General features: G+C 65.1%; 21 protein-coding genes and 1 pseudogene. 9 read left to right on the top strand and 13 right to left on the bottom strand.

Features of this window, described 5'->3' with window-relative positions:
• A pseudogene (locus F3J17_RS24810) lies at window positions 1–180 on the top strand (xylulokinase); the annotation flags it as partial.
• Between the two features lie 91 nt (window positions 181–271).
• Window positions 272–1,225, top strand: a complete 954-nt coding sequence (locus F3J17_RS24805) for a sugar-binding transcriptional regulator (protein WP_167065232.1) — start codon at window positions 272–274, stop codon at window positions 1,223–1,225.
• Between the two features lie 6 nt (window positions 1,226–1,231).
• On the opposite strand, the gene F3J17_RS24800 is transcribed toward F3J17_RS24805, so the two are convergent.
• The 7 genes from F3J17_RS24800 to F3J17_RS24770 form a co-directional block, all read right to left on the bottom strand.
• Window positions 1,232–1,861 carry a hypothetical protein gene (locus F3J17_RS24800; RefSeq protein WP_167065229.1) on the bottom strand — a complete coding sequence of 210 codons (630 nt, stop codon included), beginning with the start codon at window positions 1,859–1,861 and terminating at the stop codon, window positions 1,232–1,234.
• Between the two features lie 173 nt (window positions 1,862–2,034).
• Window positions 2,035–3,144, bottom strand: coding sequence for a sn-glycerol-3-phosphate ABC transporter ATP-binding protein UgpC (ugpC, locus tag F3J17_RS24795; RefSeq protein WP_167065226.1), 1,110 nt, complete (start codon window positions 3,142–3,144; stop codon window positions 2,035–2,037).
• 93 nt (window positions 3,145–3,237) lie between these two features.
• Entirely contained in the window at window positions 3,238–3,933 is a 696-nt protein-coding gene (locus tag F3J17_RS24790; protein ID WP_167065223.1) for an HAD family phosphatase, read from the bottom strand.
• Window positions 3,933–4,805 (bottom strand): carbohydrate ABC transporter permease, encoded by an 873-nt coding sequence (locus F3J17_RS24785; RefSeq protein ID WP_167065220.1) that lies wholly within the window; start codon window positions 4,803–4,805, stop codon window positions 3,933–3,935. The genes F3J17_RS24790 and F3J17_RS24785 overlap by 1 nt, the downstream gene beginning before the upstream one ends.
• On the bottom strand, window positions 4,802–5,749 hold the full coding sequence (locus tag F3J17_RS24780) for a sugar ABC transporter permease (protein WP_167065217.1): 948 nt from the start codon (window positions 5,747–5,749) through the stop codon (window positions 4,802–4,804). The genes F3J17_RS24785 and F3J17_RS24780 overlap by 4 nt, the downstream gene beginning before the upstream one ends.
• 122 nt (window positions 5,750–5,871) lie before the next feature.
• Window positions 5,872–7,194: a sugar ABC transporter substrate-binding protein gene (locus F3J17_RS24775; protein WP_167065214.1), complete on the bottom strand. Its 1,323-nt coding sequence runs from the start codon at window positions 7,192–7,194 to the stop codon at window positions 5,872–5,874.
• 85 nt (window positions 7,195–7,279) lie between these two features.
• A complete protein-coding gene (locus tag F3J17_RS24770; protein WP_345891244.1) occupies window positions 7,280–8,083 on the bottom strand; it encodes an L-iditol 2-dehydrogenase in 804 nt (267 codons plus the stop codon).
• Between the two features lie 517 nt (window positions 8,084–8,600).
• Here F3J17_RS24770 and F3J17_RS24765 point away from each other — a divergent pair.
• Genes F3J17_RS24765 through F3J17_RS24755 form a run of 3 tightly spaced genes read left to right on the top strand, consistent with a single transcriptional unit; the run spans window position 8,601 to window position 11,242 of the window.
• Window positions 8,601–9,467, top strand: coding sequence for a metal ABC transporter solute-binding protein (locus F3J17_RS24765; RefSeq protein ID WP_240161153.1), 867 nt, complete (start codon window positions 8,601–8,603; stop codon window positions 9,465–9,467).
• A 46-nt stretch (window positions 9,468–9,513) separates the two neighbouring features.
• Entirely contained in the window at window positions 9,514–10,467 is a 954-nt protein-coding gene (locus F3J17_RS24760; protein WP_167065205.1) for an ABC transporter ATP-binding protein, read from the top strand.
• A complete protein-coding gene (locus F3J17_RS24755; RefSeq protein ID WP_167065202.1) occupies window positions 10,460–11,242 on the top strand; it encodes a metal ABC transporter permease in 783 nt (260 codons plus the stop codon). Before F3J17_RS24760 ends, F3J17_RS24755 begins: the two co-directional genes overlap by 8 nt.
• A gap of 74 nt (window positions 11,243–11,316) precedes the next feature.
• On the opposite strand, the gene F3J17_RS24750 is transcribed toward F3J17_RS24755, so the two are convergent.
• The 5 genes from F3J17_RS24750 to F3J17_RS24730 form a co-directional block, all read right to left on the bottom strand.
• A complete protein-coding gene (locus tag F3J17_RS24750) occupies window positions 11,317–12,318 on the bottom strand; it encodes a patatin-like phospholipase family protein (protein WP_167065199.1) in 1,002 nt (333 codons plus the stop codon).
• Between the two features lie 4 nt (window positions 12,319–12,322).
• Window positions 12,323–12,781, bottom strand: a complete 459-nt coding sequence (locus F3J17_RS24745) for a hypothetical protein (protein ID WP_167065196.1) — start codon at window positions 12,779–12,781, stop codon at window positions 12,323–12,325.
• 62 nt (window positions 12,782–12,843) lie between these two features.
• Complete coding sequence (locus tag F3J17_RS24740) at window positions 12,844–13,227, bottom strand: hypothetical protein (protein WP_167065193.1); 384 nt, start codon at window positions 13,225–13,227, stop codon at window positions 12,844–12,846.
• Window positions 13,228–13,336: 109 nt separating this feature from the next.
• Window positions 13,337–14,182: an S-formylglutathione hydrolase gene (gene fghA / locus F3J17_RS24735; RefSeq protein ID WP_167065190.1), complete on the bottom strand. Its 846-nt coding sequence runs from the start codon at window positions 14,180–14,182 to the stop codon at window positions 13,337–13,339.
• A 52-nt stretch (window positions 14,183–14,234) separates the two neighbouring features.
• A complete protein-coding gene (locus F3J17_RS24730) occupies window positions 14,235–15,719 on the bottom strand; it encodes an FGGY family carbohydrate kinase (RefSeq protein WP_167065187.1) in 1,485 nt (494 codons plus the stop codon).
• A gap of 606 nt (window positions 15,720–16,325) precedes the next feature.
• Between F3J17_RS24730 and F3J17_RS24725 the strand changes: the two genes are divergently transcribed.
• The 4 genes from F3J17_RS24725 to F3J17_RS24710 all read left to right on the top strand — a co-directional run bounded on the left by F3J17_RS24725 (window position 16,326) and on the right by F3J17_RS24710 (window position 21,071).
• Entirely contained in the window at window positions 16,326–17,783 is a 1,458-nt protein-coding gene (locus F3J17_RS24725) for a nucleobase:cation symporter-2 family protein (RefSeq protein WP_167065184.1), read from the top strand.
• 345 nt (window positions 17,784–18,128) lie between these two features.
• Entirely contained in the window at window positions 18,129–19,571 is a 1,443-nt protein-coding gene (locus F3J17_RS24720) for a hypothetical protein (RefSeq protein ID WP_167065181.1), read from the top strand.
• A gap of 175 nt (window positions 19,572–19,746) precedes the next feature.
• Window positions 19,747–20,214, top strand: coding sequence for an inner membrane protein YiaA (yiaA, locus tag F3J17_RS24715; RefSeq protein ID WP_167065178.1), 468 nt, complete (start codon window positions 19,747–19,749; stop codon window positions 20,212–20,214).
• A gap of 35 nt (window positions 20,215–20,249) precedes the next feature.
• Window positions 20,250–21,071 carry a prohibitin family protein gene (locus F3J17_RS24710; protein WP_167065175.1) on the top strand — a complete coding sequence of 274 codons (822 nt, stop codon included), beginning with the start codon at window positions 20,250–20,252 and terminating at the stop codon, window positions 21,069–21,071.
• 84 nt (window positions 21,072–21,155) lie between these two features.
• Here F3J17_RS24710 and F3J17_RS24705 read toward each other — a convergent pair whose 3' ends face one another.
• Complete coding sequence (locus F3J17_RS24705) at window positions 21,156–22,676, bottom strand: efflux transporter outer membrane subunit (protein WP_167065172.1); 1,521 nt, start codon at window positions 22,674–22,676, stop codon at window positions 21,156–21,158.
• Window position 22,677: the final 1 nt, after the last annotated feature.

Genomic DNA, 22,677 nt, shown 5'->3' with positions numbered 1-22,677 from the left:
CTCGGCTGGCTCGCGGCGGGCGGCAACTTCGATGCGGTGCTCGCCAAAGCGCCCGTCACCGCCGAATACACGCCCGACGCCGCGCGCCACGCGGCGCTGCGCGAGCGGCTGGAGTCGTATCGCGCGCTGTATCGGCATGTGCGGCCGCTGTTCGACCCGGCGCGCGAAAGGCTCGCGTAAGCGCGGCCGGTTTCGCGTAAACTCCGCACGCCATCCAGCAACGCTCCAACCACGCCCGCGCCGCTTCCAGCCGCTTTTAATCGATCTCACCGTGCCCAAGTCCACCGAAAAACTCGATCTCGCCACCCGCGCCGCGTGGCTCTACTACGTGGCCGGCAACACCCAGAACGAGATCGCCGAAAAGCTCCAGGTCTCGCGCCCGGTCGCACAGCGCCTTGTCGCCTTCGCGGTCGAGAAGAACCTGATCCGCGTGCGCGTCGATCATCAACTGGCCGACTGTCTCGCGCTCGCGGACCGGCTCTCGAAGCGCTACGGCCTGGCGATGTGCGAGGTGGTGCCCGTCGACGGCGACACGCAGGACGCGATCGACCGCAAGCTCGCCGTGGCGGGCGCGCAGGTGATGGAGCGCTATCTGAACGAAGAACGTCCGATGGTCGTGGCGGTGAGCAGCGGGCGCACGCTCAAGGCCGCCGTCGACCAGATCGCGCAGATCGAGCGGCCGCAGCATCGGCTGGTGTCGATGGTGGGCGCGATTGCGCAGGATGGCTCATCGAACCGCTACGACGTGGCGCTGCATATCTCCGAAAAAACCGGCGGCAAGCACTTCCTGCTGCCCGCGCCGTTGATCGCCGATAACGAAGCCGAGCGCGCGCAATGGTGCAATCACCGTCTCTATCGCATCGTCGAATCGCTGTCGGGTGAGGCCGATGTGGCGTTCGTCGGCATCGGCAATATCGGCGAGCACTGTCCGCTGCACGAGGACGGCTTTCTGACCACGGATGAAGTGCACGAACTCATGCGCCTGGGCGCGATCGCCGAAATGCTCGGCCTGCCGATCGACGCCAATGGCAAGCGCGTCGATTCTCCGACGGGTCGCCGCGTGACGAGTCTGCATCTGGATTCGCCGCCGAAGCGCCCAACCATCGGCTTCGCGGGTGGCGCGCGCAAGCGCGAAGCGCTGATCGCGGCGCTCAAGGGCGGCTGGCTCTCGGGCCTTGTCACCGATGAAGCATGTGCCCGCGCGGCGCTCGGCGAAGCGGCCTGAGGCGCGCTATTTCACCGGATACGTGATCGCCAGCGCCTTGCGGATCCCATCGGCGTTCGGATAGCGCGCGTGCTCCGTGTGGCCGTCGCGGAAGCCGCACTGACACTGGTCCTGGAAAGGCGCACTCGCGTCGTTCTGCAAGCCCACGAACACCGCGCCCTGCGCTGCCGAACCCGTCAGCCTGTACACATAACCATCGTAGAAGTCGCCGCCGAAATCGACGTGCTGCTGCGGCGTCTGCACGAGCACGACCAGGCTCTTGCTGCGCGCCGTCTGATCCGCGTGCGCGAAGAACACCGAGGCGATTTTCGGAATGCCGCCGTTTTCCTGATAGCGGTCGAATAGCTGGTCGTGCCAGACATGATCGGCGTCCTCGTAAATCAGATGCGCGTCCAGCGTGTAGGGTCGATTGCCGTCGGGCAGACCTGGGCGCTTCGTGAGGTTATCGGTGAAATAGACCCACGAACCCGGCATGACCGGACTCGCGTCGATGATCGGCGGCTGCAATTCATGCTCATTGTCCAGCCGCGACTCCACCTGCTGCACGACGCTTGCGGGAACATCGGCGGCGTGGGCGACCAAGGCGGATAGCGCGGTGGCCAGCGCGCTCGCGATCGACGCGATCTTGCGAATCATGATGTCGTGCTGTGGAACGTGGACGCAGGATCATAGCGCCCGATTCCGTTTCGACGTCGCCCGCTGTGCAAATCGGCGCGCAAAAAAAAGCCCGCTCGAAAGCGGGCGTCCCTCGTTGGGGCAAGGCAACCTCAGACAACGACTAACGACAACTCCAAAATTTCACGCCGCCCTCATGCCGCCATCTCCTGCGCGAAGCGCCGCTCGAACGCCAGCCCTTGCGCGTCGAACAGATGGCAATGATCGGGCGTCGCGCCGACCTTCAGGGGCTCGCCGCGTTCGTGCTTTTCCAGCGGCGGGATGCGCGCGATCAGGCCATCGGGCGCGACCGCCGATTCGGCGTACAGATAGGCGGCATCGCCAAGCGACTCGACCGTCATGGCCTTCGCGCTCACGCCGTATTCGCCCGCATTGACGTTCAGATGCTCGGGTCGGATGCCCACCGTCACCTTGTCGCCTTCGCGCGCGCCGCGCGGTTCCACCGAGACCTTCTGCGTTTCGCCGGTCGCATAGCGCACGACAATGCCGTCGCTATCGACCTGCTGGATCTGGCCGTCGAGGAAGTTCATCTTCGGCGAGCCGATAAAGCCCGCGACAAAGCGGTTTGCCGGCGCGTGATAAAGACGGTTCGGACTCCCGACCTGCTCGACATTGCCCGCCGACAACACGACGATCTTGTCCGCCAGCGTCATCGCTTCGACCTGATCGTGCGTCACGTAAATCATGGTGGTCTTGAGTTCGTCGTGCAGGCGCGCGAATTCCAGACGCATCTTCACGCGCAGCGCGGCGTCCAGGTTCGAAAGCGGCTCGTCGAACAGGAATACCTTGGGCTTGCGCGTGATCGCGCGCCCGATTGCCACGCGCTGGCGCTGGCCTCCCGACAACTGCTTGGGCTTGCGGTCGAGCAGATGGTCGATATGCAGGATCTTCGCGGCATTCTTCACGGCCGCGTCGATCTCGGGCTTCTTCGCGCCCGCGAGCTTCAGGCCAAACGCCATGTTGTCGTACAGCGTCATGTGCGGATACAGCGCGTACGACTGGAACACCATCGCGATGCCGCGCTTGGCGGGCGGCACGTCGTTCATGCGCGTGCCATCGATCATCAGATCGCCGCCGCTGATGTCTTCCAGACCCGCGATCATCCGCATCAGCGTGGTCTTGCCGCAGCCGCTGGGGCCGACGAACACGACGAACTCGCCATCGCCGATATCGAGGTTCACGTCGCGCAGGACTTCGGTTTCGTCGTAGCGCTTGTGCACGTTTCTCAGGATCACGCTTGCCATGATGTGTCTCCCATTCCTTGTATTGCGTTTGCGGCGCGACGTGGTCGCCTGCACCGCGTTTTCAGCAAGTTTTGTCGAGCGATGCGCGGCGCGTCACAGCGCGCGCGCCTCGGCCTTCTGCATCCAGTCCGCCACCAGTCCCGGCAACATGCGCATATCGTCGAAGATGGCCTGCGCGCCGACTTCGCGCAGTTCGAGCGCATGCGCGTCGCCGCCCACGTGCGCGCCGCCGATAAAACCCAGCACCGTCATGCCCGCGGCGCGCGCCGCGCTCACGCCGGTCACGCTGTCTTCCACCACGATGCACGCCTGCGGGGCGACACCCAGCCCTTGCGCGGCGGCCAGATACACATCGGGCGCGGGCTTGGGTTTCGCGACGATATCGGCGCAATAAATGCGGTCGCCGAAGAAGCGCGCGAGGCCCGTGCGCGCCAGCACGCGGCGCACCACCGCCGTATAGCTGTTGCTTGCGCAGGCCTTGGGCAGCGCGATCGCGTCGAGCGCGTCCGTCACGCCTGGAAACAGCGGCGCTTCGGCGGCTTCGCGTTCGGCCACGGCGCGGATCGCATCGACATCGGCGGCGGTGAGACTGCGCCCGAGCGCATCACCCGTGCCGCCCAGCACGCGCTCGATGCGCTGTCCCAGCAGCGGCATCAGCACGGGCGCCACCGCCGCGCCAGGCCAGCGCGCTTCGAGTTCGCGCACCAGCACGCTGGCCGCCACCGCTTCGCTGTCGATCAGCACGCCATCGCAGTCGCAGATCAGTGCCTGAATAGCGACATTCGACATTACTTGACCGCTCCGAAAGTAAGACCGCGCACCAGTTGCTTCTGCGAGAGCCAGCCGACGATCAGCACCGGCGCCACCGCCAGCAGCGAAGCGGCAGACAGCTTGGCCCAGAACAGCCCTTCAGGACTCGAATACGAAGCGATGAACACCGTCAGCGGCGCGGCGTTCGAACTCGACAGATTGATGCTCCAGAATGCTTCGTTCCACGACAGGATGATCAGCAGCAGCGCGGTAGACGCGAGACCCGGCACCGCCATCGGCATGAGCAAATAGACGATTTCCTGCCAGGTGGCCGCGCCGTCCATGCGCCCGGCTTCCAGAATGTCGCGGGGAATCTCGTTGAAGTAGGTGTAGGCCATCCACACCGCAATCGGCAGGTTGATGAGCGTGTAGACGATGATCAGCCCGCTCACCGTATCCAGCAGGCCGGTGTTCTTCCACAGCAGGTAGATCGGCACCAGCACGCCCACCGAAGGCATCATCTTGGTCGACAGCATCCACAGCAGAATTTTCTGCGTGCGATGGTTCGGGAAAAACGCCATCGCATAGGCGGCGGGCACAGCCAGGATCAGGCACACGATCGTCACGCCCGCCGAGATCAGCACCGAATTCCACGCGAACGCAAAGTAATTGCTGCGTGCGAACACCTCGCGGAAGCTGTCGAGCGTCGGCATGAAGAAAATCGACGGGATGTAGGCCTGCTGCTCAGTCTTGAACGCCGTGATCGTCATCCAGAAGATCGGGAAGAACAAGGCGATGGCGATCACCCACGCCAGCAGCCCCGGCACCACGCGGCCGATGAACTGCAGCGGCGACGAGCGGTTGACCGCGTGCGGCGACTGCGGCACCGGTGTAGCGGTAACTTGACTCATTTTTCGTACTCCCCTTTGAGGTTGCGCGCGAGCATGCGCACGAGGAAGAACGACACGATGTTCGCCAGCACGACAGCCAGAATGCCGCCCGCCGATGCGATGCCCACGTCGAACTGTTGCAGGCCCATCGAGTAGATCAGGTAAGTGAGGTTGGTCGTGGCGTTGCCAGGACCGCCGCCGGTGGTCGTATAGATTTCGGCGAAGATCGACAGCAGGAAGATCGACTCCATCATCACAACGACCGCAATCGCGCGGCGCAGGTGCGGCAGCGTGATGTAGAAGAACAGCGAGATCGCGCCCGCGCCGTCGATCTTCGCGGCTTCCTTCTGCTCCTGGTCGAGCGATTGAATCGCCGTGAATAGAATCAGGAACGCGAACGGCAGCCATTGCCACGCCACGATCAGGATGACGGCGAACAGCGGATATTCCGCGAACCAGTCGATCGGCGTCATGCCCAGCGAGCGCATCGCGATCGCAACGAGGCCGTACACCGGATGCAGGATCATGTTCTTCCAGATCAGCGCGCTCACGGTAGGCATCACGAAGAACGGCGCAATCGCAAAGAGACGCGCCACGCCCATGCCGACGAACTTGCGGTCGAACAGCACCGCCATCAGCACGCCGCCGATCACGGTGATCGCCAGCACCGACACGATCAGCACGATGGTGTGCACGATCGACGGGATGAACGAGGGATCGGTGGCGAGGAACTTGTAGTTGTCGAGGCCCGCGAAACCCTTGAGATCGGGATTCAGCAGGTTATAGCGCGTGAACGAATACCAGATCGTCATCGCCAGCGGAATCGTCATCCACAGCAGCAGGACGGCCACCGACGGCGAGACGAGCCAGCGCGACGCCGAGCGGCGCGTTTCCACTTGCTGCGTGTTGGGCTTGGGCGCTCGGGCTTTATTGAATAGAGGCATGGGGAGATGGAGATGACGCATGAGGACCACCCTTCTCTGTTGCGCGCCGCGCGGGGGCACGGCGCCGCGTCTTGCTTCGCTGGGGGCGCACGCGGCCCGAGGACTCGCGTGCGCGTTCAGCGTTGAGGCTGCTTATTTCTCGCTTACTTCTGATACCCGGCTTGAGCGACTGCGCGATCGGCAGCGGCGTTACCCGCCGTCAGCGCCTGATCGACGCTCATCTGGCCCGCCACCGCACCGGCAATGCTCTGACCCACCACCGTGCCGAACGACTGGAACTCAGGAATCCCGACGAACTGCACACCCGTGTACGGCACCGGCTTGGCGGTCGGATGGTTCGGATCGGCGGTCTGGATCGCCTTCAGCACGAAGTCCGAGAACGGCGCGGCCTGCTTGTACTCCGGACGCTGATAGGTCGACACGCGCGTGCCCGACGGCACCGAGGCCCAGCCTTCATCCTTCGCGACCATTTCGATGTACTGCTTCGAGGTGGCCCATTCGATGAACTTCTTCGCCGCGTCCTGCGACTTCGACGACTTCGGCACCGCCAGCGCCCACGACCACAGCCAGTGCGCGCCGTTCGGCGTCACGGCGGTCGGCGCGGCGGCGAAGCCGATCTTGTCCGCCACCTGCGACTGCGACTTGTTGTAGAGAATGCCGGCCGCCACCGTGGCGTCGATCCACATCGCGCACTTGCCCGAGGACATCAGCGTGAGGTTTTCGTTGAAGCCGTTCGAGCTGGCTCCCGGAGGGCCGTCCTTCTTGAGCATGTCGACATAGAAGTTCACCGCCTTCTTCCATTCCGGCGTGGTCAGTTGCGCGTGCCACTTCTCGTCGAACCAGCGGCCGCCGAAGGTGTTCACCACCGTCGTCACGTAGGCCATGTTCTCGCCCCAGCCCGCCTTGCCGCGCAGACAGATGCCATAGGTGCCCGCCGATTTGTCGGTGAGCTTGTCGGCGAAATCGCGGATCTGGTCGTAGGTCGGCTGGTCGGGCATCTTCAGGCCCTTGGCCGCAAACAGGTCCTTGCGGTAATACGTCATCGAGCTTTCGACGTAGAACGGCAGCGCATAGAGCGTGCCGTTGTACGAGAGACCATCGCGCGCCGTCTTCACGACGTCGTTGAGATCGTAGTCGGCGGGCAGGCCCGTCATCGGCGCGAGCCAGCCGCGCTTCCCCCATTGCGGCGCTTCATAAGTACCGATCATCATCACGTCGAACTGGCCGCTATTGGTCGTGATGTCGGTGGTGGCGCGCTGGCGCAGCACGTTTTCTTCGAGAATCACCCAGTTCAGCTTGATGCCCGGATTCGCTTTCTCGAAGGCCGGCGAGAGCTTCTTCAGCTCGATCATGTCCGGGTTGTTCAACATCGCGACGGTGACGGTCTGCGCGTGCGCGGCACCGGCCGCGGCGATCAGCGCGCCCGCGCTAATGGTGCGCAGCACGGTCTGGAAAGCGGGTTTCATGGCGTTGTCTCCTTTGTTCGTTACGTTATGTCGTGCTGCCACCGAGGTTACTGCTCTATGTACTGCCCGCGTTGCAAGCGCGGATTCAACTCATCCAGTTGCCGCCGTCCACGTTGAGCGTCTGCGCGGTGATGTAATCGGCGTCGTTCGAGGCGAGAAAGAGCGCGGCGCCCGTGAGGTCTTCGGGCAGGCCCATACGTCCGAGCGGCACCTCCTCGCCGACGAGCCGCTTCTTCTCGCCCAGCGGCCGATGCTCGTAGCGCGCGAACAGCGCGTCCACCTGCTCCCACATCGGCGTGTCCACCACGCCCGGCGCGATGCCGTTCACGTTGATCTTGTGCGGCGCGAGCGCCAGCGCCGCCGACTGCGTATAGCTGAGCACCGCCGCCTTGGTTGCACAGTAGTGCGAAACAAGCGCCTCGCCGCGCCGTCCCGCCTGCGAGGACATATTGATGATCTTGCCGCCGTGGCCCTGCTCCACCATGCGGCGCGCCACGGCCTGCATCAGGAAGAACATGCCCTTCACGTTGACCGAGAAGAGCCGGTCGTAGATTTCCCAGGATTCGTCGAGCAGCGGACGCATATCGAACAGCGCCGCGTTGTTGAAGAGTATGTCGATGCGGCCGAAATGGCCAACGGTGTCGCTGACGATGCGATCGATGTCCTCGCGGCGCGTGACATCGGCGCTGAGCGCGAGCACACGGTCGGGGAAAGCCGCTTTGAGCGCGGGCGCGATGGCGTCGGCCGGCTTCACGTCGACGAGCACGCAGCGCGCGCCCTCGTCCAGATAGCGACGCGCGACCGCCTCGCCGATGCCGCTTGCCGCGCCGGTCAGCACGGCCACCTTGTCCTGCAAACGTCCTGCCGCCGGGTACGCGGGATGTGCCACAGGTTTGTCTCCAATGTCTTTCATGCCGGTGAGCCGCGTGGTCTTGAACCACGTCGACGTCAGGCTCCCGGCCTGAACACTCGCTCACTGCATGAGCATTTGCTCTCTTGGTGGTCGAATGATCGGATACGCACGCACACATGTCAAGGCGGACAAACGCCATCGCAGGGGATTTCGATGGTGCGGCGCGCAAGCCGCCCGCTCAACGCTTCTTCGCGCGCATTTCCTGCGCCCGCTCGCGCACGATGTCAGCGCGATTTCAATATGGCGTAACCGTGCGACTGCTGGCGTCGCTCGCCTTGCTTCGCGTTACGTTATATCATCGCGTCTTCACGGATTTTTGCCTTCTCCGTACGATCCGGCCCTTAGCTGACACTGACCGGTCGTCGTCCGGAACCCGTTCGCTGACCTCGCTCTCGTCAAGGATAGAACCATGTTCGCATTCACCCGCGCGACGTTGCGCACGCGCGCCCGCCTCGCCGGCGGCGTTTCGCTCACGTCCGTCGTCCGTTCGGCCATGACTGCGGCGCTCGCCGCGAGCGCGCTGTTCGGTCCGGCAGCGGCGCACGCCGCGGATACGGCGATCACCGTGGTGGCAGCCGAGAACTTTTACGGCGATGTGGTGAAGCAGATCGGCGGCGCCAATGTGAATGTGACGAGCATCCTGAGCAATCCCGACCAGGACCCGCACCTCTTCGAAGCCAGCCCGAAGACCGCACGCGCGCTCCAGCACGCCCGCGTGGTGGTGTACAACGGCGCGGACTACGACCCGTGGATGACCAAACTGCTGGGCGCGACCGCCGCGCAAAGCAGCCAGCGCGCCGTGATCGTGGCGGCGGACCTCGTCGGCAAGAAGCCGGGCGACAATCCGCACCTCTGGTACGACCCGCAGACCATGCCCGCCGTGGCGCGCGCGGTGGGCGCGGCGCTCGACGCCGCAGACCCCGCGCACAAGAGCGTGTACGATGCCAACCTTGCGACGTTTCTCGCATCGCTCAAGCCGATCGACGCGAAGGTCGCGGCGCTGCGCGCGCAGTACAAAGGCCAGCCGGTGACGGCGACGGAACCGGTGTTTGGCTATATGTCGGATGCGATCGGCCTGGATATGCGCAACCTGCGCTTCCAGTTGGCGGCGATGAACGACACCGAGGCCAGCGCATCGGATATCGCCGCCTTCGAGCGCGATCTGCGCGAGCACCGCGTGCGCGTGCTGATCTATAACAGCCAGGCGACCGAAGCGCTCACGCGCCGCATGCTCGGCCTCGCGCAGAAGTCGAAGCTGCCGACGGTCAGCGTGACCGAGACGCAGCCCGCGGGCGTGAACTTCCAGCAATGGATGCTGGCGCAGCTCGATTCGCTGGGCAAGGCGCTCGCGACGAGATAAACGCCGCATCAACACAGATAAACGCAGTCAGCAGGGAACAGAAGCAATGACCGAAGCCGCGCCCGCTTCACAGCACGCGTCTCAACAGGCGTCTCAGCAGAACAACCACCGCGCGCCGCAGCCGGTGCTCACGGTCGCGGGCGTGACGCTCACGCTCGGCGAGCGCACCATCCTGCGCGAGGCGAACTTCGCCGTGAACCAGGGCGAGTTCATCGGCGTGCTCGGGCCCAACGGCGCGGGCAAGACCACGCTGATGCGCTCGATCCTCGGCCTCGTGCCCGCCTCGCACGGCGCGATCCGCGTGCTCGGCGAGCCGGTGGCGCGCGGTAATCCGAAGATCGGCTATATGCCGCAGACGCGCACGGCGCTGGCGAGCCGCCGCATTCGCGGGCGCGACTTCGTGGCGATGGCCGCCGACGGTCACCGCTGGGGCCTGCCGCGCGCCGACGCCGCCACGCGCGCCGATGTCTCGCGCGTGCTCGATCTGGTGGGCGCAACCGCGCTTGCGGATCGCCCGCTGTCGGAGCTGTCGGGCGGCGAGCGCCAGCGTCTGCTGCTCGCGCAATGCCTGCTCGGCGATCCGAAGCTGCTGCTGCTCGACGAACCGCTCATCAGCCTCGATCCGCATCATCAGCGCGGCGTGGTCGAACTGGTGCGACGCGTGCAGCGGGAGCTGGGCATCGCCGTGCTGTTCTCGGCGCACGAACTCAATCCCCTGCTCAACGCGCTCGACCGCGTGCTGTATCTGGGCAATGGCGTGGCGGCGCTCGGCAGCGTCGACGAGGTCATCACCGCGCCGGTGCTCTCGCGCCTCTATGGCTCGCCCATCGAGGTGATGCGCATGAAGGGCCGCATTTTCGTGATGTCGGGCGATGTCGAGGTCGAAAAGCACGACCACGAACACGAGCATGACCACGATCACGGTCATACCCACAGCCACGCGCACTCACACTCACACGACCATAACGACAACGCCCACGGCCATTCGCACGATGCTTGATTACGATTTCATGGTGAACGCCTTCGCGGCGTCGGGCATCGTGGCGGTGCTCGCGGGCATCGTCGGCTATTTCCTCGTGATGCGCGGGCAGACCTTCGCGGGTCACGCGCTCTCGCACGTCGGCTTTACCGGCGCAACGGGCGCGGTCTTGCTCGGCATTTCGCCGATGTGGGGCATGGTGGGCTTCACGCTGGTCGCGGGCGTGTCGATGGGCGCGCTCGGCGAAAAGCTCGCGGGCCGCGATGTGGCCATCGGCGTGATTCTTTCGCTGGCGCTGGGCTTCGGCCTGCTGTTTCTGCACTTCTTCACGGCGTACGCCACCCAGGTCACGTCGCTGCTGTTCGGCAATGTGCTGGGCGTGAACCGCGATACGCTCGGCGCGCTCGCGGCGCTGGCCGTGGCCAGCCTCGCGGCGCTCGCGGCAATCATGCGCCCGCTGCTGTTCGCCTCGCTGCAGCCTGAACTGGCCGAGGCCAAGGGCGTGTCGCTGCGTCTGGTGTCGGTGCTGTTTCTCGCCATCGCGGCGCTGGCTGTCGCGGCCTGCACGCAGATCGTCGGCGTGCTGCTGGTGTTCACGCTGATGGTCGGCCCCGCCGCCGCCGCGCAGAACCTCACCACGCGTTTGTCGGCCGGGATCGTGCTTGCGGCGCTGTTCGCGCTGGCGCAGGCGTGGATCGGCGTGACGCTCGCCTATTACACCGACTGGCCGACCAGCTTCTGGATCACCGCCCTCGCCGCTGTCGTGTACGGCGCGAGCTTGATCCGGCGGCGCTGAGCGCATCCGTTCGGCCATGAAAAACGGCGTTGCCCTTTGCGGGTCAACGCCGTTTTTTATTGCCCGAAGAGACCTCAGCCGTCGCCCATGATGAGACGCAGCCTGCGCGATTCATCGGCGCTCGCGAGCAGGTCTTCGAAGCGCTGATCCGCCAGCCGCGTGAGCGCCGCCGTGGCGTCGGGCGTAGCGATGTCGAGACCGCGCAGCACCTCCTGATCGGCGCCTGCGTCGCTGTTCAGATGCAGATAGCGCTCGCGTAGTTCGCGCTCGCAGGTGGCCTGCGCCATGCGCTCCTGCGCCTCCATGCTCAGCGCGAGCGCCGGCTGCGCCCAGGCGAGACCGCGCAGCGGCAGGCGGCTCGGCACGCTGCGATGGCGCACGCCCGTGGTGCCGACGCTCAGCATGCGCACCGGCACGCCGCGCCGCTGGGCCTGGTTCAACGCGTGCGCATCGGGGCAATTCGCGGCGAGACCGCCATCGACATGCCAGTCGTCGTCGAGCAGCATCGCCGGAAAATGCGCGGGCGCGGCCGAGGTGGCGCGAGTGGCTTCGAGCAGCGTGCAGGTATCCGCGTCATCGCCCGCCAGGCCCTTGCTGCGCAGCAGACGCAACTCGCCGAGCGACCAGCTCACGGTCGTGAGCATGAGCGGCGTGTCGATCTCGGCCAGACGCTTGCCCGCCCAGCCGTCCAGACACGCGACGATGGCACGTTCGAGCGGCTCCGCCGCATAGACCTTTTCGCTGAAGAGCTTGCGCAAGGTGCGCAGCGAGAGCTTCGGGAAGATCGTCGGCCCCCACTGCGCGAGCATCGCGTAGAGATCGCGCGCGCTCACGCCCGCGGCCAGACCCGCCGCCAGAATGCCGCCGACCGACGTGCCCGCGATCAGATCGAAACGCGTGCCGATCGGCGTACCGCCTTTGTCCAACCCATCGCCAAAGCGCTCGCTCTCTTCGATGCGCGCCAGCAGCCGCGCCGTATAAAGCCCGCGATAGCCGCCGCCCGACAGGCTCAGCACGCGCGTGCAGGCGGGCGCCGGGGTGAGCCGGCCGTCGGGCACCCGGAACTGGTCGTCCAAGGGCTTAGACCTCTAGCAGGGACACGACTTCCACCTGAAGCTTGCGCAGCTCGCGGTGGTACGTCTCTTCGGGTTCGACCAGCGTGCAGCCGTTGGCAACGGCGGTGGCGATCACCATGCGCGTATCCTGGCCGACCGCATGACGCTGGCCGCTTTTCTCAATTTCGAGCGGATGATGGCCGCGCCACTGTTCCCACTCGGCGGCCTCGTTTTCCGCGAACGGCAGCATCACGGAGCCATCGTCGAGCAGCGCGGCCAGACGCGCTTCGAGCGCCTTCTTGAACGCCGCGCGACGCGGCTCGCTGGTCTTGTGCTGGGCGATCACCTGACGGGCGGCCGCCACGCTGATGACGCTCAGATTGATGTCGCGCGCCTTCACCCCGCCTTCGATCCATTTGCGCGAGGCGGTGTCTTCGATACACATGTCGATGAGCGTATTGGTGCCCAACAGGAATCTCGGCATGAACGGCCTGCGTTGTTTGCGTTATTGGTCTTCGTTTTACGGGTGCCGCGCCGTCAGGTGTTCTAGCGCGGCACGCGGTAGTGATCTTCGGCGTCGATGGACACGTCGCGCGGCAGCTTGCCGGTGGCGGGCACCGAGGGCAGTCCGGCGAACACTTCCGCCACGGTGCGGTCGCTCACCGTGTTGGACATGAGCGCGACGGCCTGATCGAGGCCGAGGATGATGAACGGCTCCGGGCCTTGATTGACGATCTCGACCGAACCCGACTTCACGCGCTTGAGCACGCTCGAATAATTGGTCTTGAACGCCGAAATAGGCGTGCCGGCCGTGTCCACGTTGGTCGCGCCCACGCGCGCGGCGATCGCCTTCACGGCTGCCTGGAAATCGACCTTGCGTCGCTCGGCGGTTTCCTTGCTGGCTTTCGGATCGAGAAGGGATGCGGGCATGGCCGGTACTCCAGAAAAAGATCAACCTGACCAGATGATAGTACCAAGTTGACCAGATATCAAAGTTTCACACGGGGTCGGAAGCCATGCCCGCAGCGCCCTTCCGCGCTTACTTCAGCAGCACCCGCGCGTGGTGCGCCAGATGGTCTTCGATAAAGCTCTGGATGAAGAAATAGCCGTGATCGTAGCCCTCGTGACGGCGCAGCGTGAGCGGCTGGCCAGCGGCCTCGCAGGCGGCTTCGAACACGTCCGGGTTCAGCTGGTTCGGCAGGAAAGCGTCCGCGAGACCTTGATCGACGAGGATGCCCTCCTCGAACTTGCGCGCGGCCTGGCCAACGAGTTCGCTGGCGTCGTATTGCTTCCACGCTTCGCGGTCGTCGCCCAGATAGCCCGAGAACGCCTTCTCGCCCCACGGGCAGCGCGTGGGCGCGGCGATCGGCGCAAATGCCGACACCGAGCGATAAATGTCCGGATTCTTCAGCGCCAGCGTGAGTGCGCCGTGACCGCCCATCGAATGGCCGAAGATGCCCAGGCGCGCGCCGTCGATGGGCAGGTTCGTGGTGACCGCTTCGCGCAGTTCATCGCGCACGTAGCTGCCCATGCGCCAGTGTTTGGCCCACGGCTCGCGCGTGGCGTCGAGATAGAAACCCGCGCCGACGCCGAAGTCCCACGCATCGGCTTCGCCCGGCACGTTCGCGCCGCGCGGGCTGGTGTCCGGCGCGATCAGCGCGATGCCGTGCTGGGCCGCGAAGCGCTGCGCACCCGCCTTGATCGGGAAGGTTTCTTCGGTGCAGGTCAGGCCCGCAAGATAGAACAGCCCCGGCACTTTCTGCGTGCGCGCCTGCGGCGGCAGATAGACCGAGAACCGCATCGGCAGGCCGATGGTTTCGGAATCGTGTTTGTAGATGCGCTGCACGCCGTCGTAGCAGGCGTGTTCTTCAATCAGGATCAGCATGGTGGCTCCGATGTTCGCGTTGTTTTGAATCCGATGGTGTTCAGGCCGGTTTTCAGGGCGTGGGAAACCACGTCCGCACGCGGCCATAGAGATCGATAAAGCGTGCATAGCGTTGTGCGAGCGCGGCGTCCTCGCGCGGCTCGGCCACGCGCGTGGCGGCGGGCGCGAGCGCCGCGAGTTCGCCGATACGCCAATGTCCGGCTGCCACGCCGCCCAGCAAGGCCGCACCGCGCGTGGCCGCGTTCGGACAGTCGATGGCATCGAGCCGCGCGCCAAGCGTATCCGCCAGCAGTTGCCGCCAGCGCGGATCGACCGAACCGCCGCCCGCAAGCTTCAGCGTTGCAATCGGCGCTTCGCTGCCTTCGGCGCGATTCGCTTCCCGCAAGGCGTCGAGACCGGCACGCAGCGCAAAGGCCACGCCTTCGAAGGCGGCGCGCATCAGCACGCCGCGCGTATCGCCGATGCCCGCGCCCAGCCAACCGCCGCGCGCCGCCGGATCGAGCCACGGCGAACGCTCGCCGCTCAGATACGGCAGGAAGGTCAGCGTGGGCGAAGGCAGCGCGGCGAACGCGTCTTCATACGCCTGCGCCCAATCGTAGGCGAGCCAGCCGCGCGCCGCTTCGAGCGCGACGCCCACGTTCTGCATCGCGGCCATCGCATACCAGCCGCCGCTCGCCGATCGATAACGATGCAGACCGCGACGCGCGGGCGGCGCCGTGCGCGCGGTGACGAGAATCTGGCCGCCCGTGCCGGTGGTGAGCAAGGCGTCGCCGTCTTCATGCAGGCCGCTGCCGAGCGCCGCGCACGGCGTATCGCCCGCGCCCGTTGCGAGCACGACGCCCTCAGGCACACCGAGCGCACGCGCGGCGTCGGCGTGCAGCGTGCCGCTCACCGCACCCGAAGCCGCGAGCGGCGCGAACCAGCGCGCGGGCAACCCCAGCCGCTCGATCAAGGCGAGATCCCATGCGCCGTCGGGCGCGGCGAGCGCGGTCGCGCAGGCATCGGACGGATCGGCGACGAAGGCGTCCTGTGCCGCGCCCGCCAGATGCACACGCAGCCAGTCCTTCGGCTGCAGCGCCCACTGCGCGGCATCGGCGATCGCGCGTTCGTGCTGCAACACCCAGCGCAGCAGCGGGCCGGCCATACCCGGCGCGACGGGATTCGACGCCGCGCCTTCGCTGTTCTGCGCATCGTCTTGCCACGCATCGAGCAACGCGTGCGCGCGCGTATCCGGCCACAGCATCGCAGGACGCAGCGCGCGGCCCGTCGCATCGGTGAGCACGACGCCGTGCATCTGTCCGGAAAAGCCGATGCCGCGCACCGCCGCGCGTTCGTCTTCGGGCAGGCGCGCGCAGGCATCGACCAGCGCACGCCACCAGCGCTCGACATCGATTTCCGCCCAGCCGGGCTGCGGCGTCTCCAGCGTATAGGCGACGCTCGCGACGGCGCGCTCGACGCCCGCCTCATCGACGAGCGCTACTTTGAGCGAACCGGTGCCAAGATCGATGCCGAGAAAGCGCGTGAGCGATGCGTTCATGCGAGATTAATGAAGAGAGGAAGAGGAGCGCCGCGATGCAATCGAGGGCTGGATCGCCGCGGCGAAAAGAGCCATGATAGCGGTACCATTTGTCAGTCGCGAGCGATGCGAACACCGCGATCCGCCGACGGATGGATCAGCGCCAGTTCGACCCATTTCGCACGCGTTCGCGGCCTGTTCGCGGGTTAACCCGGTGGCTTGTCGCGCGATGCAAAATGGCTCACATGCGCCAGGCGAAATAGAGATCATAACGGCGAGACCATAGGTAGTCCGCCCCGCCGCGCCTTTTTCCCTGCATGACCCATCCGCCAATCTCGCGCGGCCATCACGTCTTGCGCCCTCGCCCGAATCCATCGGAATCCTTTACAGCGCTTGAAAAGCAGCCCCAACGCCGTCTTTCGGCGTCTCGCGCGCCCCATTGCAACGCGCCGCAACATCGTCGCGCGCCCATCTCGACGCGTAATCTCCCCCCAATAACGCGCCTCTGGCGAGCCGCGCGCATATCGCCCCCGGAAAGCACGGAATAGTCCCCAGCGGTCTTGTTGCTTATTTTCGTCCCGCATACCTTGGAGGCCATATTCCCAAACGAAGATGGAGAGAGACGACATGCATCCCCAGGGTATCGAAAGGGAGCAGGCCCAGTCCCGACAGAGTGGCCGCGACCAGGTTCACCCGTGCGACGAGCGCCTGCCGTTCGGCCAGCTTCTCACGCTCGGCATCCAGCACGTGCTCGTGATGTATGCGGGCGCGGTTGCGGTGCCGCTCATCATCGGCGGCGCCATTGGTCTGCCGAAAGATCAGGTGGCTTTCCTCATCAGCGCCGACCTGTTCGCCTGCGGCATCGCCACGCTGATCCAGACGCTCGGCCTGTGGATCTTCGGCATTCGCCTGCCCGTCATCATGGGCTGCACGTTCGCCTCCGTCGGCCCGATGATCGCCATCGGCACCAATCCGTCGCTGGGCATTCTCGACATCTTCGGCTCGACCATTGCGGCGGGCGCGATCGGCATCGTGATTGCGCCGCTGATCGGCAAGCTGCTGCGCTTTTTCCCGCCCGTCGTGGTGGGCACGGTGATCGCCGTGATCGGCCTCTCGCTGATGGAAGTGGGCATCAACTGGGCCGCGGGCGGCGTGGGCAACCCGCATTACGGCGACCCGATTTACCTCGGCCTCTCGCTGCTCGTGCTGATGCTGATCCTGCTCATCAACAAGTTTGGTCGCGGCTTCGTCGCCAATATTTCGGTGCTGCTCGGCATCGTCGCGGGCTTCGCGATTGCGCTGGCGCTCGGCCGCGTGAGCCTCGACGGCGTCACGCACGCACCGTGGGTCGGCTTCGTCATGCCGTTCCACTTCGGCCTGCCGAAGTTCCATGTCCTGCCGATCGCGACCATGGTGATCGTGATGTTCGTGACCTTCATCGAATCGACCGGCATGTTCCTCGCTGTGGGCGACATGGTGGATCGTCCGGTCGATCAGGCGACGCTCGTGCGCGGCCTGCGCGTCGACGGTCTGGGCACGATGATCGGCGGCATCTTCAACTCGTTCCCGCACACCTCGTTCTCGCAGAACGTCGGCCTGATCGGCGTGACGGGCGTGAAGAGCCGTTACGTCTGCGCGATGGGCGGCGTGATCCTCGTGCTGCTCGGCCTGTTCCCGAAGATGGCGCAGATGGTCGCGTCGGTGCCGCCGTTCGTACTGGGCGGCGCGGGCCTGGTGATGTTCGGCATGGTGGCCGCGAACGGCATCAAGGTGCTCTCGAAGGTCGATTTCGTGAAGAACCAGCACAACCTGTTCATCGTCGCGGTGAGCGTGGGCTTTGGCCTCGTGCCGGTGGTGTCGCCGCACTTCTTCGCGCAACTGCCGCCGGCTCTTTCGCCGATCCTGCATAGCGGCATTCTGCTGGCTTCGGTGTCGGCAGTGATCCTGAACATCATCTTCAACGGCGTGAAAAGCGAACGCGCCGCCGAGCGTGACATCCGCCGCGCCGGTCACGATCTCGAAGGCAGCCACGCACAAGGCGGCCCGGAAGCCGGTCACGAAATGCAGCGCACGGCAGCGCACTGAGCCATGCGCCCAGTCATGCACGCAATGACGTACTGAGTCGACGCGAGAGGTGCCCCGATCGCGCATAGGGCGCGAGCCGGGGCCTTTTGCTGGTTTGGCGTCACGGGAAACCGTGACGCCTTTTTTATTTGCGCCTCGCGCAGCGTCTGGCCGCCTGCCGCCTGCCGCGTCGAGCGCGAAAAGCGCGCGTTCCTGCTCCCGCATCAAAGAATCGAACCTATTCGATGGCGACGACCTGATCGCCTGCCTAAGATGCGACCTCATCAAAGTCATCGCGACGCGTCGGCTCCTTGCGGATCAATGCAGGTGGGCGCACCGCCCGCGCATCATCGAACAGAGGCGCGCATGTTCAGGAAAACCGTCGATTCTTGGGATCTCTTCGATACGCTGGTGGGACGCTTTCACATCCTGCCCGACAGCATCTTCGAACTGATGGCGCCCAAAACCGGCCTGCAAGGCTTCAAGAATGCGCGCCTTCAGGCACAGCGCGATCTGGACGCCATCGGCAAGCCTTACGATCTGCGCGAAATCTACCGGCAGTTCTGCCGCACCACAGGAGCCGATGCGCGCACGACCGCGCCGGCGCTCTTTGCGCTCGAAGTCGCAACCGAACTCGATCAGCTCATTCCCGTGCAGGCGCAAATCTCGCAGGTCGCACGCGGCGACCTGATCGTTTCGGACATGTACATGCCCGAAGACATCATCACCGACATCCTCCAGCGCATCTGCGGGCTTCGGCACAACCGCTTTCCGCCAGTGGTGGGCAACTGGGGCAAGAGCACCGGCACGGTCTGGCCGCTCATCCTGCAGCACTACATCGTGCGCCGCCATCACGGCGACAACCGGCACGCCGACATTGCCCTGCCCCAGCGCTTTCACATCCATACACAGCATGTGACGGATACCGGCGTGACGCCGTGGGAAAACACCTTGCTGCAGGCCAATTTGAAGGACGTCGCACTGGCGCTGCGCGAGGTGCGCCTGCGTTGCACGCCTGCGCGCGCGGTCGCGTTCGAACATGCCGTGACCGGCGAATTGCTTGGGCTGCTCCTGCTCTATGCGCTCTTTCTGCGTCTGCACGCGCAGGAACACGATATCCGCCACTATCTGTTCGCAGCAAGAGAAGGCGTTCATCTGTCCGCCGTGTTCCGGGCGCTGATGCCGGGCTTCGATAGCGAGACCATCGACTTCAATCGCCGTCTGCTGACGTCCGGTCAGGCTGATAGCGGATTCCGCTCGCGCATCACGCCGCACAGCGCCGTCGTCGATGTGGTCAGCACGGGACGCAGCGTCGGACAATTCTGCGCGCGGGCGGACATCGCCGTGCCGCTCGTCACCCTGTTCACCACGCATAAAACGCTCTTGAGCGCGCAGGAGATCGAGGCGCGCGAGCGCTATGGCTTTCACGCGATCATGGAAGCCTCAACCACGGCGCAGCGATTCGATGCGATCGAAGCCCTCATGGACCCGGGTTATCCGTCGGTGCACGGGATTGCCATCGATGCGGGATCGCGCGCCGTCGTGCGCGTGATGACGCCCGACGACCAGACCGCGCAAGAGCGTGAATGCGCGCGCTTCGTGGGCGACACCGTGGCCGAACTCGTGGAGGTGATCCATCGGCGCTCGCTGCGCTTTGACGGCATCAGCAAGGAGCAGATCAAACCGTTGTTGCAGCAGGCCGCGGACACACTGCTGCACCTTCAGCATCACATCCACTCGCCGAGCTATCTCGCGAAAAACAGCTTCCCGCAACGCGCCTACGATGCGGGGCAGAAAACCACCGCCTGATTCGTCGTGCATGCTTCATTCAGTCATCACGCATAAAGTTACGTCAAATCCCCTCAAACGCCACCTGTTTGCAGACATCGTCGAGCTGCGATTTCACGCCCTGCGCTATATTCGGCCTCTCCGTGGCTTACGACTACTTGACTGCAACGGCCACTCAAAAAACAGGGGGATTCCGATGACCGACAGCACAATTCAACAACCTTCTTTCGCCTTTATCGCCGCTTCGTGGGCCGCCCTGTTCGCGGGCTTTATCGCCTATCTGGTCGGCCTGTTCAACGCGACCATGCAGCTCAACGAAAAGGGCTATTACTTCACCGTGCTCGTGTTTGGCCTTTACGCGGCAATCTCGCTGCAAAAGAGCGTGCGCGATCGCGCCGAAGGTCTGCCCGTCACCGGCATCTACTACTTCCTGAGCTGGGTTGCGCTGGTGCTGTCGATCCTGCTGCTCGCCGTCGGCCTCTTCAACGCCACGCTCGCGCTCAGCGAAAAGGGCTTTTACGCGATGTCGTTCGTGCTCGCGCTGTTCGGCTCGGTCACGGTGCAGAAGAACACGCGCGATATCCAGGCAGCGCGTCCGTTGAATAGCGCGCCGAATCCCGATGTGACGGCCTTCCCGCCGCGCGATGCCGAGGGTTCCAATTGAGCGACGGACGCAACACCAAACCCGGCCTGCCATCCATGTTCAAACTCCCTTCGAACCCGAAGACCGTGGCGATCGGCGGCGCAATCGCGGCCGTCCTCCTCCTGCTGTTCATGAGCCTGCATGTGGTGCCGGCGGGGCATCGCGGCGTCGTCAAGATTTTCGGCGACGTGCAGGACAAGCCGCTCGCCGAAGGCCTGCATATCCTCAACCCGCTCGCGCAGGTCGTGGATTTCAACGTGCGCTTCCAGAGCGCCACCGCGACCAAGGCCGAAGGCGGCACCGCCGACCTCCAGGAAGTGTTCGAAGACATCACGCTCAACTACGAATACGACCCGGATCACGCGCCTTACGTCTACAACAACTTCGGCAACGATTCGGATATCGAAGCGAAATTCATCGTGCCGGCGCTGTACGAATCGTTCAAGGCCGTGACCTCGCAATACACCGCCGAGCAACTGGTCACGCGGCGCGCGGAGGTCTCGCAGGACATCGTCAAGGTGTTGCAGGCGAAGCTCGCGAAGTACCGCATCATCGTGAGCGACATCAACGTGCAGAACTTCCACTTCGACGAGCAGTTCGCCAATGCGGTGCGCCAAAAGGTGGTGGCGGGACAGAACCGTTTGACCGCCGAGCAGCAGCTCGAAACCGCGAAGGTCACCGCGCAGCAGAAGATCGTGGAAGCCGAAGGCCAGGCGAAGGCCATCGCCATCCAGGCGCAGGCGATCCAGCAGCAAGGTGGTTCGGAGTACGTGGCGCTTGAGGCGGTGAAGAAGTGGGACGGGCATCTGCCGCAGCAATGGTCAGGCGCGGCGATTCCGTTCGTGAACTTCGCTTCGCCGCAGCAGGCGGCGCGTTGATGCGCTGGTAGCGCGAGCGCATAAAAAAAACGCCACGGAGAAAACTCCGTGGCGTTTTTGTTTCGAGACTTGCTGAAGAACCGCTCAGCCTGCCTTCGCAACCGGCGCTGAAGCCGCCGCCGGTGCGCTGGCCGCGCCGTAGTCGACCGGCGCATCGGCCGGACGCGGGGTCTCGCCGGCGTGCTCGATCCAGCCGCCGCCGAGCGCGCGATACAGATCGACGAGGTTGGTCAGACGCGCCAGACGCGCCGTGATGAGCGCCTGCTGCGCCGTGTACAGGCTGGTCTGTGCGGTGAGCACCGGCAGATAGCTGTCCACGCCGTTCTTGTAGCGCAGTTCCGACAGATCGAGACCTCGCTGGTTCGCGAAGGTGCTGCGCTCCAGCGCCCCGATCTGCTGATCGTAGGTGCCGCGCGCGGCGAGGCCATCGGCCACTTCGCGGAACGCCGACTGGATCGCCTTCTCGTAGTTGGCGATCTCGATGCGCTTCTGCACGTTCGCCACTTCCAGGTTGGCGATGTTCTTGCCGCCCTCGAAGATCGGCAGCGTCACCTGCGGCACGAAACTCCACGCCGCCGTGCCCGCCTTGAAGAGCCCGCCAAGCGACAGGCTTTCAGTGCCGAAGGCCGCCGTCAGCGAGATCTTCGGGAAGAACGCCGCCCGCGCCGCGCCGATGTTGGCATTCGCCGCCAGCAGCGTTTCCTCGGCTTCCATGATGTCCGGACGCCGCGTGAGCAGGTCGGACGGCAGACCGGCCGGGATATCGGCGAGCAGGCTCTGGCCGTCGAGCGGCAGGCCTTGCGGCAGATCCGCTGGCAGCGGCTCGCCTATCAGCAGCACGAGCGCGTTTTCGGCCTGCGCGCGGGCGCGCAGTTGCGCCTGCAGGTTGGCCTGCGCGTTCTCGACCACGGTCTGCGCCTGACGCAGATCGAGTTCGGTGCCGGTGCCGGTGTCGAACTGCGCCTTCGTGATGTTGAAGGAGTCCTGCGCCGTCTTCAGCGTCTCCTGCGTGACCTTCAGCAGGTCGTCGTCGGAGAGCATCGTCAGGTACTGGTCCGCGACCTGCGAGACGAGCGAGATTTCCGCCGCCTTGCGCGCCTGCGCCGTGGACAGGTACTGAGCCAGCGCCTGGTCCTTCAGGCTGCGGATACGCCCCCAGAAGTCGATTTCCCAGGACGCCTGCAGACCGACGTTGTAGATGCTGTACGGATTGGTCGGATAGCTCGACGCCAGTGCCTGCGGCGCGCGTGTGCGCGTGTCCGTGCCCACGCCATTGATGGCGGGGAACAGATCGGCGCGCGTGATCTGATACTGCGCGCGCGCCGCTTCGACGTTGAGCACCGAAACCCGCAGGTCGCGATTGTTCTTCAGCGCGATCGTGACCAGCTCCTGCAGACGCTGATCGACGAAGAAGTCGCGCCAGCCGATCTCGGTGGCGTTCGCGCCGTTGGCGCTGTGGCCGTTCTCCGCGGCCGGCTGCGTCGCGTAGACGCCGCCTTGCGGGAAGCTCTGCGAAACCGGCGCGTCCGGACGGTGATACCACGGCGCCATCGTGCAGCCCGCGAGCAGCGCGGCCGCCCCTGCAATTACGGATAGTTTATGCATC

This window comes from Burkholderia sp. Ax-1719 (assembly GCF_011753055.1).
Taxonomy (GTDB): domain Bacteria; phylum Pseudomonadota; class Gammaproteobacteria; order Burkholderiales; family Burkholderiaceae; genus Paraburkholderia.
Note: the sequence above shows the minus strand (reverse complement) of the source record. Positions and strands in the feature narration are given on the sequence as shown.